Origin of the sequence: Jiella flava (assembly GCF_017349315.1) — a bacterium.
Taxonomy (GTDB): Bacteria; Pseudomonadota; Alphaproteobacteria; order Rhizobiales; family Rhizobiaceae; genus Jiella; species Jiella flava.
The window spans coordinates 69,233-85,942 of sequence record NZ_JAFMPP010000019.1; the positions used below are offsets into that span (position 1 = coordinate 69,233).

The following is a 16,710-nucleotide window of genomic DNA, read 5'->3' on the forward strand; positions in this document are numbered from 1 at the left end:
CGCTCTGCTCTTCTTGATCGATGCGAGGACCTGGGGCAACGGTAAGTGGGCGAGTTCCGGATGCTCCCGTGATGACCGGAGAGAGGACGGGGGTAAGGAAGCTAAGTCATGAAAACCTGTCTGATCGTTGACGAGGCCCCAGTGATTCGAAAGATCGCGTTCCGCCTTCTGCGCCGGGAGGGGCTCGACGTCGACACGCTTGCGACCATGGCCGAGGCCGGCAGCTGGATCGACAGCCACGGCGCGCCCGACATCCTGATCGTCGCCGCCAATCTCCAGGACAAGGCGATCGTCGACGAGATCAAGATCCTGCGCCAACGTACCGCCGGATCGACTCGTCTCGTGGCGATGATCGTCGAAGCCAATCTCGGGCTGATGACCCGGCTGCGTCGCGCCGGCGTCGAAAACTACATCTATAAGCCGTTCACCCGCCAATCTCTGGAAGAGGGGCTCGGCGCCTATCTGATCGACGCCGAGGAACCGGCGGTCGCCTGAGCCGGGCAAACGTCAATCCGAACCGATCAAGGTCCGCGTCGTTCGATGATTCGGCCAAGCCCGAATTGCCGGCGAACCAGCGTTATCGGCCGTCTGCCGGACCGCTTTGGGCGAGCCAAACCAATCCCATACCATACCATCGAGTCATGGTCGGACACCTGCCTGGTCGATCAATCGCCGCCGTCTCATCATCGCCGGTCAAAACGCAAACGGCCGCCCAAAGGCGGCCGAGAACAATGTTTGTTGCGAGGACTGATCTAAGACGACAGGCCGGCCGTCAGGCCGCGGCTTCTTCCGGCTCGCGCAGCACGTAGCCACGGCCCCAAACAGTCTCGATATAGTTCTTGCCGTCGGCCGCCGTCGCCAGCTTCTTGCGCAGCTTGCAGATGAAGACGTCGATGATCTTGAGCTCCGGCTCGTCCATGCCGCCATAGAGATGATTGAGGAACATCTCCTTGGTCAGCGTCGTGCCCTTGCGCAGCGACAAGAGCTCGAGCATCGCATATTCCTTGCCGGTCAGATGCACGCGCTGGCCGTTCACCTCGACCGTCTTGGCGTCGAGATTGACCGTCAGATCGCCGGTGTGGATCACCGACTGGGCGTGGCCCTTGGAGCGGCGCACGATGGCGTGGATGCGGGCGACCAGCTCATCCTTATGGAATGGCTTGGTCATGTAATCGTCGGCGCCGAAGCCGAGACCGCGAACCTTGTCCTCGATTCCGGCCATGCCGGACAGAATGAGAATCGGCGTCTTCACCTTCGACAAACGGAGCGTGCGCAGCACCTCGTAACCCGACATGTCGGGAAGATTGAGGTCGAGAAGGATCAGATCGTAGTCGTAGAGCTTCCCGAGATCGACGCCCTCTTCGCCGAGATCGGTGGTGTAGACGTTGAAGCTCTCAGACTTCAGCATCAGCTCGATGCTTTGTGCGACCGCGCTGTCGTCTTCGATCAAAAGAACGCGCATCAAAAAGTCCTCTCAGCCAGCTGAGCCGAACCCCGGATATTCGGCTGAGCGTTTATTGTCATTGTTTGGCCCAAACTGGCACCGAATGGTTAACAAATCCTCATGGTCCTTCATGGACCCAGGCTGCGACGAGGCCGCAGTCTGAATTTCGGATCCGACCGGCTTCCGACAAACGCCTTTGTTTCCCAATGCAGAAACGATGCGAAGATCGGTTTACCCGGCCTTAAACCCTCGACTCTATGATTAACCGTGCGCGTAAACAGACGGTTAAGAGCCTTACGGGGTGAGCCTTGCCCGAAGCCGTCAAAACGCGGGATTCCAACGTGCTTTGACCGTCAAAGCCGTGAGTTGAGGGTTGGTGTATGAAACGCGACAACATGGTGCGGCTGACACGCTTTAAGGTTCTGGAAAAGCGCCGGCAGGTCGAACAGCTCGAACTCATGCTGGAAGAATTCTCCCGGATGGCTGGCGAGCTTGATGCGCAGATCCTGAACGAAGAGAAGAAGTCGGGCATCACCGACATCAATCACTTCGCCTATTCGACCTTTGCCAAGGCGGCGCGGCTGCGGCGCGACAATCTGCAAAACTCGGCCAAGGATCTGAAAGTACAGATCAATGCCGCGCGGCTGTCGCTCGAAGAGGCCCAGGCCGAACTGGAAAACGCCGAGAAGATGGAACAGCGCGACGGCCATCGCGACGACCATGAGCCACGCCGCTCGGCCATCGCTTAAGACTGCGGCGCAGCTCTTGCCGTTGCGCCGCGCCTTTCCGTCGCAACCGCAAGGCCGCGCCTTCAGCCTTGAGGCTCAAGCAGCTGAAGGCGCATCAGCCCTTGGAGCCGGACAGCGCCTCCAAGATCGCGGAAAAATCCTGGCCGCGGCCGCCGGCCTCGACGAAGCGGGCATAAATGTCGCTCGCCTGCCGGCCGATTTTTGTGACCGCCCCATTGGCCTCGGCGGCCTCTTGCGACAGCTGAAGATCCTTGAGCATGAGTTCGGCGGCAAAGCCCGGCTTGTAGCCCCGATCGGCCGGGCTTTCCGGGCCAATGCCGGGCGCTGGACAATAGGTATTGAGCGACCAGCAGGAGCCGGACGAGGTGGAGGCGACATCGAACATCGCTTGGCGGTCGAGGCCCAGCCGATCGGCAAGGTGAAAGGCCTCGCACACCCCGATCATCGAAATGCCGAGGATCATGTTGTTGCAGATCTTCGCCGCCTGACCGGCGCCCGCCTCGCCGCAATGCACCGCCTTCTGACCCATGATCTCGAACAGGGGCCGGCCCTTGGCAAAGGCTGCGTCTGACCCCCCGACCATGAAAGTGAGCGTGCCGGCCTCAGCGCCGCCGGTGCCGCCGGAGACCGGCGCGTCGAGGGACAAAAGCCCGTTGCCCTCTGCCAGCGCATGCACCGCGCGGGCGCTTTCGACGTCGATCGTCGAGCAGTCGATGACGAGACGTCCCGGCTCCGCCACATCGATCAGGGTCTCATGCACCCGGCGCACGATGTCGCCATTCGGCAACATGGTGACGATCGCCTCCATGCCGGCGACCGCATCCGCCATTGTCGCGACCGTCTCGACGCCCTCGACGGTGACCTTGACCGTGTCGAAACCTTTGACGCCATGGCCGGCCGCCGCAAGATTCTTCGCCATCGGCGCGCCCATATGGCCAAGCCCGATGAATCCGATCTTCATCGCATCTCCTCCCGTTTTCTCCCGTTTTATCGTGTCGATCTCGCTTGTTGCCAGGGACATCGCCGGTCAAAAGGTCAAGTCGTCCTCGCCAAGCGGCGCGAGCATCGCCGCGACGCGCTGCGGCGGCAAATCCTCGATGCGGGCGATCGGCCAGTGCGGCGTCTTGTCCTTGTCGATCACCGCCGCCCGTGTGCCTTCGAGAAAGTCGCCGTCTGACTGACTGCGATAGGTGTAGCGATATTCGCGAGCAAGGCTGGTCTCGATCACCGGGTCGGCCCGCGCCGCCCGGATCAGGTCGAGGGTGACGGCGACGGACAGCGGCGAGCCGCGCCGAATCACCCCGGCGGTCCGCGCGGCGAACGGGCTGTCATCCGCTTCGAGCGCCGCCAGGATCGCAGCCGCGTCGTCAGCGGCAAAGAAGCGGTCGACGTCCGCCTGAAGACCCGACAGCTCGCCGGCCGGCGGCGCCTCGAACAGATCCTCCAGCACAGCCGGATCGCCGGTCTTTTCCAGCCGCGCGATCGCCCCTTCGATCTTGGCGACCGGCATGTAGCGATCGGCAAAGCCGGCAAAGATCGCGTCGGCCGCCGTCATGCGAAAACCGGTGAGGCCGAGAAATTCGCCGAGCCGGCCCGGAGCCTGCGCCAACACCAAGGTTCCGCCGACATCGGGAATGAGACCGATGGCGCATTCGGGCATCGCCACCATCGAGCGTTCGGTGACGATCGCCAAATCGCCATGGGCCGAGAGGCCGACGCCGCCGCCCATGACGATCCCGTCGATGAAGGCGACATAGGGCTTGGGGTAGCGGGCGATCATCCGGTTGAGCCGGTATTCGTCGGCAAAGAACCGGCGCGCCGGATCAAATCGGCCGGCCTTGCCCTCATGATAAAGCGCGGCAATATCGCCGCCGGCGCAAAACGCTTTGTCACCCGCCGCATCGATGACGATGACGTCGACCGTCTCGTCGTCCATCCAGCCGGTGAGGGCCCCTTCGATCGCCAGCGCCATATCACGATCGAGCGCATTGAGGGCTTTCGGTTTGTTCAGCGTGATGCGTCCGGCCCGGCCGACGCGGCGAAGCTCCACACCCACCACTTTGCCCCCAATCTCACCCATCTGACCCCGATCCTCTTTTCCGTCGTCGCCCTGGCTTGCACGGATCTGCGAAACATGTCGTCGCCAGATTGCTTGTCCATCCGTTGCTGGCGACGATAGGACGGCGCAGCCGGTCGTTCCAAGCGAGCGCCAAACACCGATTCGCCGCAAATGCGCGGCGCTGCCAGCAAGGCTCCGCCCTCATGAGCACGTCATCCGATGCCCCGATCCGGCCGCCGCTCGAGCCGCACCGCGCCCGCCGCTTCATCGAAGAAAACACCGCGATCACGACGGCGCCGCATGTCCCGGAGATTCGGTTGCGGCTCGCCAGCGAAGCCCATGACATCTGGCTGAAGACCGAGGAAGAATTGGCCGAACTCGGCGTGCCGCCGCCGTTCTGGGCCTTTGCCTGGGCCGGCGGTCAGGGGCTGGCGCGGCTGCTTCTCGACGAGGCGAACCTTGTTGCCGGACGCACCGTGATCGATTTCGCCAGCGGCTCGGGTCTGGTCGCGATCGCCGCCGCCATGGCCGGCGCGTGCTCGGTTCTTGCCGCCGACATCGATCCCTTCGCCGGAACCGCGCTCGATATGAACCTCGCTCTCAACCTGCCAAACTCAGCGGCCTCCGTCACCTTTACCCGAGCCGATCTGACCGGCGAATCTGTCGACGCCGAGGTTCTGCTTGCCGGCGACGTCTTCTACGACCGCGCCATGGCCGCCCGGCTGGTGCCCTGGTTCGACAGACTGGCGAAGCGCGGCGTTACCGTTCTCGTCGGCGATCCAGGCCGGGCTTATCTGCCGCGCCAACACCTGACCGCGCTTGCCGAATACCGCGTTCCGGTCAGCCGGGCCTTGGAGGACCAGGAGATCAAGCGCGTCGTTGTCTGGCGATGGCACGGCGGCGAATGACAAGGGGGATCGGACCTCGTTGTCGGCCCGATGGAGCGACGTGCTCTGGGCGGGAATGACGCCCCGCACATTCACAGCCTTTAAGCCAAAGGATCATGCATTTCAGGACTGGGCATCCGTCTTTTGGCCAGGCGCGATAACACTCAAACCGATCGATAAGTTGACGGGACCGCATGTCACACCGCAAGGTCGCCGGTGGGGGAATTGCGGGGATCGGATCGATGTCGTTGGCGGCGATCGATTATTTCGCCATCGTCCTGGCGACCGTCGCTTCGATGATTGTCGGGACGATCTGGTACACGGCGTTTGCGCACGCCTGGCAGCGGGCGGCCGAGCGCGGCGAGGATTCCCCACAGACCCGGCCGGACCATATCCTCATCGTCTTTGCCGCCGAATTGGTAATGGCGACGGTTTTCGCCCTGCTTCTCGACCATGATGCCTCCGATGAACTCGGGGATGCGATGGCCCATGGGCTGGCAGTTTGGACCGGCTTTGTCGCCACCACCATCGTCGTCAATCAGCGCTTCGAAGGTCATCGCTGGGAGCTGACAGTGATCGACGCCGGCCACTGGTTGATGGTCATTCTGGCCCAGAGCGCAGTACTGGCACTCATCTGACGGTTCGGTACGAAAACCCGTCAGAACGGCTTCACCACCACCATGATGATGATGCCGATCAACAGCACCGCCGGGATCTCGTTCACAATCCGCCAATAGCGCGCGGGTCGTTCGTTGCGATCCTCGGCAAAGCGCCGCGTCGCCGCTGTCAGCATACCGTGGATGCCCGACATGGCCAGGACGAGGACGACCTTCACCCAGATCCAGAGGTCGCCGCTTTGCAGCCACCCGCCGAACCAGGCAAGCCAGACGCCCGCGACCCAGGTGCCGATCATCGACGGATTGATGATGCCGCGCAAAAGTCGGCGTTCCATCACCTTGAACGTCTCGGACTGGAGAGAACCGACCGCCGCGTCGGCGTGATAGACGAACAGCCTGGGCAGATAGAGCATCCCCGCCATCCAAGCGATGACAGAAAAGACATGCAGCGCTTTGACCCAGAGATAACCCGATTCTGGAACCAGCAGAAACATCAGCGCCGCGATAACGATGGTCACGGCAAAGGCGATCATCGCGTTCTTCATCGCAGCTTACGGCCATCCCCAACGCCAAAGATCGAACCGGCCAGCATCGGCGCCTCGATCTCACATCACCATCCGACTCGGATCAGCCGGACGGCTTCGTTCCTGACTCCGAGCAGGCCGACGAGTCAATTCGCGATCGGCCGAGAGAACGGCAGGACCGGATTATACAGACGGCCTGTGGGAAAGGTGTTGGCAGCAAGCCCTGGCGTCGCGGGCCGCCCCCTTGTTCATCGGCCTTTCAGTGCTTTTTCAACCGCGAACCCGCTTCAACAAGGCCTCGACATGGGCCATCGGCGCGTCGGGGGTAATACCGTGGCCGAGGTTGAATATCAGCGGGCCCTGGCCGAGATGATCGAGGATCCGATCGACACCATCGTCGAGTGCCCGGCCGCCGGCGATCAGCCGCAGCGGATCGAGATTGCCCTGAACCGCGCCGCCTCGTTGCAGCGCCTGGGCGAAATCCATCGGCATCTGCCAATCGAGCCCGACGGCGTCGACGCCGGTCTTGGCGCGGTACTCGGTCAAAAACGCCCCGGCGCCCTTGGCAAAGCCGATAATCTTGGCGTCCGGAACCGCGGCCCGGACCTTCTCGACCATCCGCCGCACCGGTCCGATCGCATAAGCCTCGAAACTCTCCGCATCGAGAACGCCGGCCCAGGAATCGAAGATCTGCACGCAGTCCGCGCCGGCCGTCAGCTGGCGGATCAGATAATCGGCGCTCATTTCGGCGAGCAGGTAGAGCAGCTTTTCCATCGATTCGGGATGGCGATAGCCGAACAGGCGGGCGGGCCCCTGATCGGGGGTACCATGACCCGCGATCATGTAGGTCGCGACGGTCCAGGGCGCGCCGCAAAAGCCGATCAAGGTTGTCTCGGCCGGCAGTTCCTGGCGCAATCTCGCGATGGTGGCGATCACCGGGGCGAGATGGGTTTCGGCCTTGGAGGGATCGAGGCCGGCGATCTCGTCTTCGCGGATCGGCGTCAGCTTCGGGCCTTCGCCGGTGACGAAATGCAGGCCACGATCGAGCGCGTCGGGAATGACCAGGATGTCGGAAAACAGAATCGCCGCATCGAAGCCGAAACGGCGGATCGGCTGGAGGGTAACCTCGGTGGCGAAGTCCGGATCGTAGCACAGATCGAGGAAGCTGCCGGCTTTGGCTCGCAGATCCCGGTATTCGGGCAAATAGCGCCCAGCTTGGCGCATCAACCAGACGGGAGGGGGGAAGACCGGTTCTCCCTCGAGCACTCGGATGAGCTTGCGCTGTGCCATGGCCGGCGTTCTCCCAATCATTCAAGAATCCAATTTGAAGAGATTGATGATTCTTAGACTCGGTGGATAGCCGGGATTCACACCCTGCGCCAATTTTGGGAGTCGATCCGCAATCTCGACTAAGAGGCAAAATTGGGACGTGCCGCTCAGCTTGGGAAATTCGGGGATGAACCAGATTCTCCAAGCTTGGTGAATGGCTTGCCGACAAAACACAGCGTACGCCACCGGCGAAGAACGGGTTTACTCGCCGTTAACCCTTGACGAGGCTTAGCCACAGATTCGCTTTGCGCCGATCACAGCGGGCGAACGACGTGCGCCTGTGGATGGATGACGGATTGATGAACAGAGCGGCGGGGACGACCTGTCGTCGACCCCAGTTGCGCAACTCTCACCCACAGGCTGGCGAGAATTTCGGGAATCCTTCAAGCCAGCGCTTGCCTTGGCAGCACGAATCGAATCCGGCCCCCTTGGGTCTTCGGGGCCATGGCGCTATCACATGCCGAAAGCTTGAAGATTTTGTTAAAAAGGGAACGACCCATGCCCAAGGGCATCGTCCTCGCCTCCGGCAGCGTCCATCGCCGCGAACTTTTGAAAAATGCCGGGGTGGATTTCACCGTTCGGCCGTCTGAACTCGACGAGCGGGCGATCGAAGCGCCGCTGCGCGAGACCGGCGCGACGCCCGAGGATGTCGCGGCGGTGCTGGCCGAGGCCAAGGCGAGCGACGTTTCGAACAGCCATCCGGACGAGATCGTGATCGGCGCCGACCAAACCCTGGCGCTCGGCGACACCGTTTTTCACAAGCCCGCCAACATGGACGAGGCACGGCGCACGCTGTTGGCCTTGTCGGGGCAGACCCATACGCTGAACAGCGCCGTTGTCTTGGTTGAGAGAGGTGTCGTCACCTGGCGGCATATGGCGGTCGCCCGTATGACTATGCGCGGTCTCGATCCGGCGTTCATCGGACGCTATCTCGCACAGGTCGGTGCCCGAGCCTTGACCAGCGTCGGCGCCTACCAGATCGAACGGGAAGGCGTGCAGCTGATGGAAGCAATCGAGGGGGATTATTTCACCATTATCGGTCTGCCCATTCTGCCGCTGCTCAAGGAGTTGCGAGCAAGGGGCGAGATTGATGGTTGAAAACGATATGGACTGGACGCCCGAGCCTTATGTCAGCGGCGCCGAGCGGCCGCGCGGCGCCGGATCGATCTTCGACCCCGAACGCCGTGTTGCGGCAAGCGAGGGTCCGAAGGCTTTCATCACCGGTTGGCCGGTCTGGCATTCGCGTTCGCCGATGATCCACGGCCGCTGGCTGAGCGACTTCGCCATCGCCGGCTCCTATGTTCGGATCGGGGTGCCACCGGAGGAGATCGACGGGTTTTTCGCAAGCCTTGCCGACAAAGGCTTTGTCGGCGGCAATGTCACCATCCCCCACAAGGTCTCGGCCTTTGAGGCGGTCGGCCGGCGCGACGGTGACGCCGAAGCGATCGGGGCCATCAACACGCTGTGGTTCGAGGATGGCACGCTCGTCGGCGGCAACACCGACGCTTACGGCTTCGCGGCCAATCTTGACGACCGTCTTGCCGGCTGGACCACGGCCGAGACCGCACTGGTCATCGGAGCGGGCGGCGCCGCGCGGGCGGTGATCCATGCGCTGTTGTCTCGCGGCGTTCAACGCGTCGAAATCGTCAATCGCACCGAGGCCCGGGCGCATGATCTTGCCGCGCGCTTCGAGGCCTTGTTTCCGGGGCGTGTCGCCGGCCATGGTGAGGATCTGCGGGCGGCGCTTCTCGGCCGCACCGACCTTCTGGTCAATACCGCGCCGATCCCAGCGAGAGATCCGGACGACGAGACGCCGGACTGGTTTGCCGCCAAGCTCCCGGATTTGTCTGCACTGCCGGATGGCGCGCTCGTTACCGACATCGTCTACACGCCGCTGATGACCCCGACGCTTTTGGCCGCCAAGGAGCGTGGCCTGCGCTTTGCCGATGGTCTCGGCATGTTGCTGCATCAGGCGGTGCCGGGCTTCGAGCGCTGGTTCGGCCGGCGACCCAAGGTCGACGAAGCGCTGCGCCAGGCGCTGATCGCCGATATCGAAAACGGATTGTGAGACATGTCGAGCGAAACCTCCTCCGGGTTCGAGCCCTCGGGCTTTCATCGCGCCATCGTCCGGCTGTTTTCCACCTATGCCGAGGGCTTTGACGATTTCGATCTCGACAAGGTTTTATCCTGTTTCGCCTATCCGGTGACGATCTGGCAGCTCGGCAAAGGCACGGTGTTTGCCGATGCCGAGGAACTGGCGGAAAATGTCGAAGCCCTGTTCGATGTTTTCGAAGCGGAGGAAATCGTACAATCTCGCTTTGCAATCGGCGAAGCGGCCTCGGACGGCAACGGCGCCTTTGTCGGCTTGTCCTGGACGCAGGAGCGGCTGGCCGGAGAAATCGCGATGGAATTTCGCTGTCGCTATGCCTTGCGGCGAGACGATTTTACCGCTGACTGGCGGATCGCGCTGGTGATCAACGAGGAGGAGGTCTCGATCGGGTGATCGTTCTGGGTCTCACCGGGTCGATCGGCATGGGCAAATCGACCACCGCGGCGTTGTTCGCCGAAGCCGGCGTTCCTGTGCATTCAGCCGACGCGGCGGTGCACACACTCTATGCCGGCGCCGCTGCGCCGCTGATCGATACGGTGTTTCCCGGCACCGTGACAAACGGTGTCGTCGATCGCGAACGTCTGGCGCAACGGGTGCTCGGCGATGCGCTGGCGCTGCGGCGGTTGGAGGCGATCGTTCACCCCCTGGTGCGTGGATCCGAACAGCGTTTTGTCGACGCGCAAGAGATGGCTGGCGCGCCGCTCGCGGTTCTCGACATTCCCTTGTTGTTCGAAACCGGTGGCGAAAGCCGTTGCGACAAGGTCGTCGTGGTCTCAGCGCCGTTCGAGATGCAGCGCGAGCGGGTGCTCGCCCGGCCGGGCATGAGCGACGAGAAATTCACGGCGATTCTCGACAAGCAGATCCCGGATGCGGAAAAACGTGCCCGGGCCGACTTCGTCGTCGACACATCGAAGGGAACCGAGGACGCACGGCGTCAGGTCGGCGCGATCTTGGACCGGCTCGGCGTTGGGCATTGAGGCGTCCGGCCGCGGTGCAAAGACACGGCGCGGGCTGCTGCTCAAAATCGGTTATTGGTCGTCGCTTTTCTCGGGCGTGGCCGCCGTTGGTGGCGTGACCTCCTTGCTGGCGTCGGCGGCGGTCGGCGGCTCGATCGCCGCTGCCGGAACCGGCACCGTGACCCGCGTCACGCGATAGCCCTTGCCACGCAACAGGGCGACGAGGCCCTTGTCGCCCGTCAGATGCAGCGCTCCGACCGCGACGAAGGTGCCGCCCTTGTCGAGCAGCGGCACCATCCGATCGGCCATGCGCCGATTGCGCTCGAGGATCACCTTCTCCTCGAAGCTGTTGTAGCCCTCGCCGGCGCCGACCATCACGCCGCCATCGGGAACCGCCGCCTCGATCGCCGGTATCATCGTCGACACATGTTCTTCGAGATAGAGTTCGATCATGGTTTCGAAGACGTCCCCGATCCGGTTTTCGATGGCGAGCAGGGCGACGAAGCTGTCCATCTGCTCCTTCAACGGGATTGCCGCCATCGTCTTCAGCTGTTCGACGCCGGTTTCCAGCCCTTCGACCTGTTTGCCGGCGGTTTTCGCCCGCAGTGCCAGGGTGGTGTCGAGCACGATCGGTATGCCCTTGACCAGAACCTGCTGGCAGGACGGCAGCATGAAACCGCTGGAGAGAAACCACGGCTGCAATCGCTCGACCGCCTGCAGCGGCACGCCCTTCTTGCTGAGCATCGATTTCAGCCGATCCTTTTCCTTCGGATCGAGATAGTCGTCGAGGGTCTGGCCATTCGGCAGCATGGTCAGCGTCGGATCGGCCATGATCACGCCGGCAAGCTTTTTTTGGTCGAGAACGTCGGTGGTCTCGATCACCAGGCGCCGGCTCTGATCGAAGGCGGTCTCGATCGGGGTGGGCAGCTGCAACAGGCGCGGATCGCCGAGATGCATGGTGCCGAGCAGATAGGAAGGCGCGACCCCATCCTTTTCGATCCGGTAAAATCGGCCCTCGCCATTCTTGACCTTCGCTGCCTCGGCTTCGACGCCGTCGAGTTTGCCCTCGGTCTTCAGCTGCGGAATGAGGCTCTTGGCGTCGCAGTTTGCCGCTTCGGCCTGAGCGCTGACAGCCGCGAGAAAGCTTGCGACGATCAATGTCGCAGCGACAACGCTGCGGGCGAGAAATTTCGATCTCAGCGACAAGGGCGAATGTCCTTGATCAAGGTTTGCGGAGCGGTCGAGACGGCGGGCACCGCGCGAGATGGGCGCCGAGCATTGATGACATGGCGCCGCCGGCGGCAAAGGCCAGTCTGGATCGGCCAATCTGCGGTCTCGCGGCGCGTCGAGGACGTCAGGCCTTGCGGCGGGCCCGCGGATGGGCCGAGCGATAGACGCTCATTAGCCGATCCGAATCGACCGCCGTATAGGCCTGGGTGGTCGAGAGGCTGGCATGGCCGAGAAGATCCTGGATCGTCCGCAGATCGCCCCCGGCGGCCAGGAGATGGGTGGCGAAGGAATGGCGCAAGGCGTGCGGCGTCGCCGAATCCGGCAGGCCGAGCGCGCCGCGCAGCCGCGCCATGCTGCGCTGGACGATCTGCGGCCGCAGCGGCCCGCCCCGGGCGCCGCGAAACAGCGGCTCACTCGCCGAAAGCGGAAAGGGGCAGAGCCGGCGATAGTCGGCGACGGCATCGAGCACGGCCGGCAGCAGCGGCACGATCCGCGTCTTGCCGCCTTTGCCGGTGATCGGCATCGCGCGCAGGGTGGGATCGGCAAGCGCGTCGCCGGCCAGCGACAGCGCCTCGGAAATGCGCAGGCCGCAGCCGTAAAGCAGCGTCAGGACCGCGACGTCGCGGGCCGCAATCCAGGGCTCGACTGCAAAGCTGCCGGCCTCCTCGGCCACCTCCAGCGCATCGTCGACCGCGAGCGGCCGGGGCAGCCCTTTGGCGGCTTTCGGCGCGCGCATCGCCCGGGCGCCAGCGGCCGAGGCCAGCCCCTTCTTCTCCAGATGTTTGATAAAGGCGCGCACGCCGGACAGATTGCGGCCGAGCGAACGCGCGCCAGCGCCGCCGCGCCGTCGCTCGGCGAGGAAGGCGCGCAAATCGGCGGTTTTCAGATCGGCCAGATCGGCGATCATCGCAGGGCGGGCGTGATACGCGGTCAGGAACGTCAGAAATTGCCGCAGATCGCGTTCGTAGGCGGCGATCGTATGCGCGCTGGCGTTGCGCTCACTGGCCAGGGTCTCGAGCCAGGCGGTCTTTTCATCGAGCAGCGCACGGCTTGCATGCACCAAAATCGCCGCGGTCATCATCGCTCTCCTGCCGCCCGTGCTTGCGTCGCGCGCCGGGATGGGGGAGGCTCGTTGCGTGGCGATAGCCGCGCTTTTGGCATCCACAACCGCTCGGTGCTGTCACGATCCTGAGGATCGGCGACATCGTGATGAAACCACGCGTGTGTCAAAAGAGTCTTGTCGAGAACGTGATCGACAAGAAATCGATTTAGTTCATGCGTGCACTAATCTGTGTGCAGCAGCCGCGTCGCGCTACGTTCTCGCCCGGCGCGCCAATTTCTTTGCCAATGCCAATCAATCAAACGACGGAGATTTGTCATGAAACGTCATGCCACTGCGATCTGGAAGGGCGCCCTCGGCGACGGGGCCGGTTCGATCACCACCCAGTCGGGCGCCCTCGACAATCACGGCTATTCGTTCAAGGCCCGCTTCGAGGATGAGAGCGGCAAGGCCGGGACCAATCCGGAAGAGCTGCTAGCGGCCGCCCATGCCGGCTGCTTCGCTATGCAGCTGTCGCACTTTTTGGCCGAGAACGGGACCCCTGCCGAGCAGCTGAAGGCGAAATCGGTGGTCAATATTGAGCAGGAAGGCGGTGGCTTCGCGATCAAGACGAGCGCGATCACCCTTGAAGCCAAGGTGCCGGGGATCGATCCGGCGGTCTTCGACGACCTCGCCAAGAAAGCCAAGGAGGGTTGCCCGATCTCGAAAGCCCTCGGCGCCATTGAGGTGACCCTCGACGCCAGGCTCGTCTGAGCACCGCATGCGGGTCGGCTCCGCGCCGGCCCATTGTCATGCGAAGCCTTCGCCGCGCGGCCCCCAGGGTCGCGCGGTTTTGCATCCGCGACGGACGGTGTGCTCGGCCTGCAATGCGCCAAGGGTGCGACGAACGGCCAATGGTCGCAGCTTCCGATACGGCAGATGAGAGGTGCGCACCGTTCCACCGAGTCGTCATCCTCGGCCCCCGAGCCGGGGATCCAGAACAGCGGTTGAGGACATCCGTAGCGATCGCCCATGCAGCGTGTCTGGTGACGGCGGTGGAACACGGGATCCGTCAGGCCGAAGCGCGAGGGCGCCGACCCGGGCGCGAAAAAAGCGGTGCCTGGTCAGGCCGCACACGGCTCGAACCAGCGCTGCTCAGTCCTTGCGGCGACGGCCGTAGAGTTCCAGGCGGTGGGAGACGATCTCGTAGCCAAGCTCCTTGGCGATCTCTTCCTGCAGCCGTTCAATTCGATCGGAGCGAAATTCGATGACAGCGCCGGTGTCGAGGTCGATCAGGTGGTCGTGATGCTGGCTGTCGACATGTTCAAAGCGCGCCGGTCCACCTTCGAAGGTGTGGCGTTGGATCGCGCCCTTTTCCTCCAGCACCTTCATGGTGCGGTAGACCGTCGATAGCGAGATCGTCGGATCCTGGCGCGCGGCCCGGCGAAACAGCGCCAACGCATCGGGATGGTCGCCGCCCTCGGCCAAAATCGCCAGGATCACGCGACGCTGCCGGGTAATTCTGAGGCCAGCGCCGCGCAACACCGCCTCGAAATCGCTGGTCTCGCTGTTTTGCCGTCCCTTTGCCATGCCTGCCACGTCTCTTCCTTTCCGGGCATTGTCATGGAGGTCTGCCCGGTTCCAGCCAGTGAGGCAAGGGTTTGACGGTGCGATCACGGATCGGCGGCCGGTCTCGCGGCCCTTGACAGGCTTGCAATCGCTTTATTGCAAATAATTTGCATTTCCAAAAACCCGTGCCATAGTGCGCTCACCAAACCACGAGTCATTGTCGCAGAATGGGCCGCTTGGCCGTTGCGATCGTCTGAAGCGGTCAAGGAGGACGAAGCATGCGGGCCGGAGATTGGGGCGCCGACGTCAAGGGAGCCGCGGGTGTGCTGGGGCAAGAGGGTTCGCTGGACGAATCCTTCCGCTCGGTTGCGGTGGGTGGGCGCAATCCGTTTCGCCGCTTCCTTGCCTTTCTTGGTCCGGGCTTCCTCGTCGCTGTCGGCTATATGGATCCCGGCAATTGGGCGACGTCGATCGCCGGCGGATCGCAATTCGGCTACACGCTGCTGGCGGCGGTGCTGCTGTCGTCGCTGATGGCGATTGTGCTTCAGGCCCTGTGCGCACGATTCGCCATCGCCACCGGCCGCGATCTTGCCGAGGCCTGCCGCGATTATTTTCCGCGTTGGGTGTCGGTGCCGCTCTGGGTGCTGGCCGAACTTGCCATCGTCGCCACCGATCTGGCCGAAGTGATCGGCACGGCGATCGGCCTGCAGCTCTTGTTCGGTCTGCCCTTGGTTTGGGGGGTCGTCGTCACCGCCCTCGACGTGTTCCTGATTCTTTATCTGCAAACCAAGGGCTTTCGCCGGCTGGAAGCCTTCGTCGCGGCGATGATTCTCGTCATCGCGGCCTGCTTCCTCGGCCAGCTCATTCTTGCCGAGCCGTCGGTTGCGGCGATTGTCGGCGGGCTGATTCCGACGCCGCAGATCGTCACCGACAACCAGATGCTCTATCTCGCGCTCGGCATTTTGGGGGCGACGGTGATGCCCCACAATCTCTATCTCCACACCGGCGTCGTGCACACCCGCGCCTATCCGCTCGACGAGGCGGGGCGGGAACAGGCGATTCGCTACGCGACCCTCGATTCCACCGCGGCTCTCAGCTTCGCCTTTCTGGTCAACGCTGCGATCCTGATTCTCGCCGCCGCGGCGTTCTACAAGGCGGGTCACGGCGTAGTGGAGGATCTCAGTGACGCCCATGCGCTGCTGCGGCCGCTACTCGGCTCGGCGTTGGCGCCGATTCTCTTCGCCGTCGCGCTTTTGGCCTCGGGTCTGTCCTCGACGGTGACGGCGACGCTTGCCGGGCAGATCGTCATGCAGGGCTTTTTGCGGCTGCGCATGTCGCCGGTGGTGCGCCGGCTGATCACCCGCGGTCTGGCGATTCTGCCGGCGGCCGCGGTCATCGTCGCCTATGGTGAGAAGGGCGCCGCGGAGCTCCTGGTTCTCAGCCAGGTGGTTTTGTCGCTGCAGCTGCCTTTTGCGGTGGTTCCGCTGGTGATGTTCAGCGCCCGATCGCGGCATATGGGGCCGCATCGGCCGCCGCTTTGGCTGCTCCTCCTCAGCGGCGTGATCGCGGTGATGATTATCGTCCTCAATGCCAAGCTGGTGTTCGACTTTGTTTCCGGCGGATTTTGAGGCGTGGCGAATACTTGCCGCGCGGCGGGCCGATTTCCTGCCCAGACCCGTCGGAATGACGGGTCAGCGAGCCCGAAGAGGCGGGCGGCGAGCGGGATGGGCGCCGGAAAATTGCCGCTGGCGCGAATCTCTGCGGCGTAAGATTTACGCCATCGGCCCGTCATCATGACCGTGAGATGACCCGTGAAGAGCCGTGAACATCGGCTTTTGGCGCGTTTTTCAGGGATTTTCGGGGGGATGATTTTTTTTGCAAAAAACGCGTTGACTTCGCGAAGGGACAGGGCCTATAAGCCACCCATCGACGGCGACGGCGCCGCCGGCGAGCCCTTCGGTTCGCTCCAACGGTAGCCGAAAAGCCACGAACAAGGTTCTTCAGACTTCGGTCGGGACTGAGACAGGATGGTAACGCGGGAACGCTTTTCATCCGGCGATCAAGTATTGATCGTGTTCTTTGACATAGTTGGTATTAAGAGACAAGAAAGAGAAATGTGGGCGGCGTGGTTTTTGCGGCTCATGAAGATCGGTATCCTTTCCGTTTTTTCATGAGTTTGTGAGATGACTTGGTCGTT

Annotated in this window: 18 protein-coding genes; 10 read left to right on the plus strand and 8 right to left on the minus strand. The window is 63.1% G+C overall.

Annotated features, from left to right (window positions below; all coding sequences use genetic code 11):
- Positions 1–108: 108 nt before the first annotated feature.
- Positions 109–495 (plus strand): response regulator, encoded by a 387-nt coding sequence (locus J1C48_RS17135; RefSeq protein ID WP_207259224.1) that lies wholly within the window; start codon positions 109–111, stop codon positions 493–495.
- A gap of 277 nt (positions 496–772) precedes the next feature.
- Here J1C48_RS17135 and ctrA read toward each other — a convergent pair whose 3' ends face one another.
- Positions 773–1,462: a response regulator transcription factor CtrA gene (ctrA, locus tag J1C48_RS17140; RefSeq protein WP_207259225.1), complete on the minus strand. Its 690-nt coding sequence runs from the start codon at positions 1,460–1,462 to the stop codon at positions 773–775.
- A gap of 362 nt (positions 1,463–1,824) precedes the next feature.
- On the opposite strand from ctrA, the gene J1C48_RS17145 reads away from it, so the two are divergent.
- Complete coding sequence (locus J1C48_RS17145) at positions 1,825–2,193, plus strand: flagellar export protein FliJ (protein WP_207259226.1); 369 nt, start codon at positions 1,825–1,827, stop codon at positions 2,191–2,193.
- A gap of 94 nt (positions 2,194–2,287) precedes the next feature.
- On the opposite strand, the gene mmsB is transcribed toward J1C48_RS17145, so the two are convergent.
- A complete protein-coding gene (gene mmsB / locus J1C48_RS17150; RefSeq protein WP_207259227.1) occupies positions 2,288–3,154 on the minus strand; it encodes a 3-hydroxyisobutyrate dehydrogenase in 867 nt (288 codons plus the stop codon).
- A gap of 66 nt (positions 3,155–3,220) precedes the next feature.
- Complete coding sequence (locus J1C48_RS17155) at positions 3,221–4,273, minus strand: enoyl-CoA hydratase/isomerase family protein (RefSeq protein WP_207259228.1); 1,053 nt, start codon at positions 4,271–4,273, stop codon at positions 3,221–3,223.
- Between the two features lie 182 nt (positions 4,274–4,455).
- Between J1C48_RS17155 and J1C48_RS17160 the strand changes: the two genes are divergently transcribed.
- Positions 4,456–5,160, plus strand: a complete 705-nt coding sequence (locus tag J1C48_RS17160; protein ID WP_207259229.1) for a class I SAM-dependent methyltransferase — start codon at positions 4,456–4,458, stop codon at positions 5,158–5,160.
- 173 nt (positions 5,161–5,333) lie between these two features.
- Positions 5,334–5,777 (plus strand): DUF1761 domain-containing protein, encoded by a 444-nt coding sequence (locus J1C48_RS17165; protein ID WP_207259230.1) that lies wholly within the window; start codon positions 5,334–5,336, stop codon positions 5,775–5,777.
- A gap of 20 nt (positions 5,778–5,797) precedes the next feature.
- Here J1C48_RS17165 and hemJ read toward each other — a convergent pair whose 3' ends face one another.
- On the minus strand, positions 5,798–6,301 hold the full coding sequence (gene hemJ, locus J1C48_RS17170) for a protoporphyrinogen oxidase HemJ (RefSeq protein ID WP_207259231.1): 504 nt from the start codon (positions 6,299–6,301) through the stop codon (positions 5,798–5,800).
- Between the two features lie 249 nt (positions 6,302–6,550).
- A complete protein-coding gene (gene hemE, locus J1C48_RS17175; RefSeq protein ID WP_207259232.1) occupies positions 6,551–7,570 on the minus strand; it encodes a uroporphyrinogen decarboxylase in 1,020 nt (339 codons plus the stop codon).
- Positions 7,571–8,107: 537 nt separating this feature from the next.
- Here hemE and J1C48_RS17180 point away from each other — a divergent pair.
- Genes J1C48_RS17180 through coaE form a run of 4 tightly spaced genes read left to right on the plus strand, consistent with a single transcriptional unit; the run spans position 8,108 to position 10,696 of the window.
- Entirely contained in the window at positions 8,108–8,707 is a 600-nt protein-coding gene (locus J1C48_RS17180) for a Maf-like protein (protein WP_207259233.1), read from the plus strand.
- Entirely contained in the window at positions 8,700–9,677 is a 978-nt protein-coding gene (locus J1C48_RS17185) for a shikimate dehydrogenase (RefSeq protein ID WP_255679441.1), read from the plus strand. The genes J1C48_RS17180 and J1C48_RS17185 overlap by 8 nt, the downstream gene beginning before the upstream one ends.
- 3 nt (positions 9,678–9,680) lie before the next feature.
- Complete coding sequence (locus tag J1C48_RS17190; protein ID WP_207259234.1) at positions 9,681–10,112, plus strand: hypothetical protein; 432 nt, start codon at positions 9,681–9,683, stop codon at positions 10,110–10,112.
- Positions 10,109–10,696, plus strand: a complete 588-nt coding sequence (gene coaE / locus J1C48_RS17195) for a dephospho-CoA kinase (protein WP_207259235.1) — start codon at positions 10,109–10,111, stop codon at positions 10,694–10,696. The genes J1C48_RS17190 and coaE overlap by 4 nt, the downstream gene beginning before the upstream one ends.
- A gap of 51 nt (positions 10,697–10,747) precedes the next feature.
- Here the strand turns inward: coaE and J1C48_RS17200 are convergent, their stop codons facing one another.
- Both J1C48_RS17200 and J1C48_RS17205 read right to left on the minus strand, forming a co-directional pair.
- Positions 10,748–11,881: a TraB/GumN family protein gene (locus J1C48_RS17200; protein WP_207259236.1), complete on the minus strand. Its 1,134-nt coding sequence runs from the start codon at positions 11,879–11,881 to the stop codon at positions 10,748–10,750.
- Between the two features lie 148 nt (positions 11,882–12,029).
- The gene (locus tag J1C48_RS17205; RefSeq protein WP_207259237.1) at positions 12,030–12,983 is read right to left on the minus strand and encodes a tyrosine recombinase XerC; all 954 of its coding nucleotides are present in this window, start codon (positions 12,981–12,983) and stop codon (positions 12,030–12,032) included.
- Positions 12,984–13,283: 300 nt separating this feature from the next.
- Between J1C48_RS17205 and J1C48_RS17210 the strand changes: the two genes are divergently transcribed.
- The gene (locus J1C48_RS17210) at positions 13,284–13,718 is read left to right on the plus strand and encodes an OsmC family protein (RefSeq protein ID WP_207259238.1); all 435 of its coding nucleotides are present in this window, start codon (positions 13,284–13,286) and stop codon (positions 13,716–13,718) included.
- A 381-nt stretch (positions 13,719–14,099) separates the two neighbouring features.
- Here J1C48_RS17210 and J1C48_RS17215 read toward each other — a convergent pair whose 3' ends face one another.
- Positions 14,100–14,534 (minus strand): Fur family transcriptional regulator, encoded by a 435-nt coding sequence (locus tag J1C48_RS17215; RefSeq protein ID WP_207259249.1) that lies wholly within the window; start codon positions 14,532–14,534, stop codon positions 14,100–14,102.
- Between the two features lie 257 nt (positions 14,535–14,791).
- Between J1C48_RS17215 and J1C48_RS17220 the strand changes: the two genes are divergently transcribed.
- Entirely contained in the window at positions 14,792–16,141 is a 1,350-nt protein-coding gene (locus J1C48_RS17220; protein ID WP_207259239.1) for an Nramp family divalent metal transporter, read from the plus strand.
- Positions 16,142–16,710 lie beyond the last annotated feature (569 nt).

Bases quoted from the DNA above. Each gene is read 5' to 3' on its own strand.
- J1C48_RS17165 (WP_207259230.1), top strand. From the start codon at position 5,334: ATGTCACACCGCAAGGTCGCCGGTGGGGGAATTGCGGGGATCGGATCG.
- J1C48_RS17205 (WP_207259237.1), bottom strand. From the start codon at position 12,983: ATGACCGCGGCGATTTTGGTGCATGCAAGCCGTGCGCTGCTCGATGAA.
- J1C48_RS17210 (WP_207259238.1), top strand. From the start codon at position 13,284: ATGAAACGTCATGCCACTGCGATCTGGAAGGGCGCCCTCGGCGACGGG.
- J1C48_RS17160 (WP_207259229.1), top strand. From the start codon at position 4,456: ATGAGCACGTCATCCGATGCCCCGATCCGGCCGCCGCTCGAGCCGCAC.
- hemJ (WP_207259231.1), bottom strand. From the start codon at position 6,301: ATGAAGAACGCGATGATCGCCTTTGCCGTGACCATCGTTATCGCGGCG.
- hemE (WP_207259232.1), bottom strand. From the start codon at position 7,570: ATGGCACAGCGCAAGCTCATCCGAGTGCTCGAGGGAGAACCGGTCTTC.
- mmsB (WP_207259227.1), bottom strand. From the start codon at position 3,154: ATGAAGATCGGATTCATCGGGCTTGGCCATATGGGCGCGCCGATGGCG.
- J1C48_RS17215 (WP_207259249.1), bottom strand. From the start codon at position 14,534: ATGGCAAAGGGACGGCAAAACAGCGAGACCAGCGATTTCGAGGCGGTG.
- J1C48_RS17220 (WP_207259239.1), top strand. From the start codon at position 14,792: ATGCGGGCCGGAGATTGGGGCGCCGACGTCAAGGGAGCCGCGGGTGTG.
- J1C48_RS17185 (WP_255679441.1), top strand. From the start codon at position 8,700: ATGGTTGAAAACGATATGGACTGGACGCCCGAGCCTTATGTCAGCGGC.
- J1C48_RS17145 (WP_207259226.1), top strand. From the start codon at position 1,825: ATGAAACGCGACAACATGGTGCGGCTGACACGCTTTAAGGTTCTGGAA.
- ctrA (WP_207259225.1), bottom strand. From the start codon at position 1,462: ATGCGCGTTCTTTTGATCGAAGACGACAGCGCGGTCGCACAAAGCATC.
- J1C48_RS17190 (WP_207259234.1), top strand. From the start codon at position 9,681: ATGTCGAGCGAAACCTCCTCCGGGTTCGAGCCCTCGGGCTTTCATCGC.
- J1C48_RS17135 (WP_207259224.1), top strand. From the start codon at position 109: ATGAAAACCTGTCTGATCGTTGACGAGGCCCCAGTGATTCGAAAGATC.
- J1C48_RS17155 (WP_207259228.1), bottom strand. From the start codon at position 4,273: ATGGGTGAGATTGGGGGCAAAGTGGTGGGTGTGGAGCTTCGCCGCGTC.
- J1C48_RS17180 (WP_207259233.1), top strand. From the start codon at position 8,108: ATGCCCAAGGGCATCGTCCTCGCCTCCGGCAGCGTCCATCGCCGCGAA.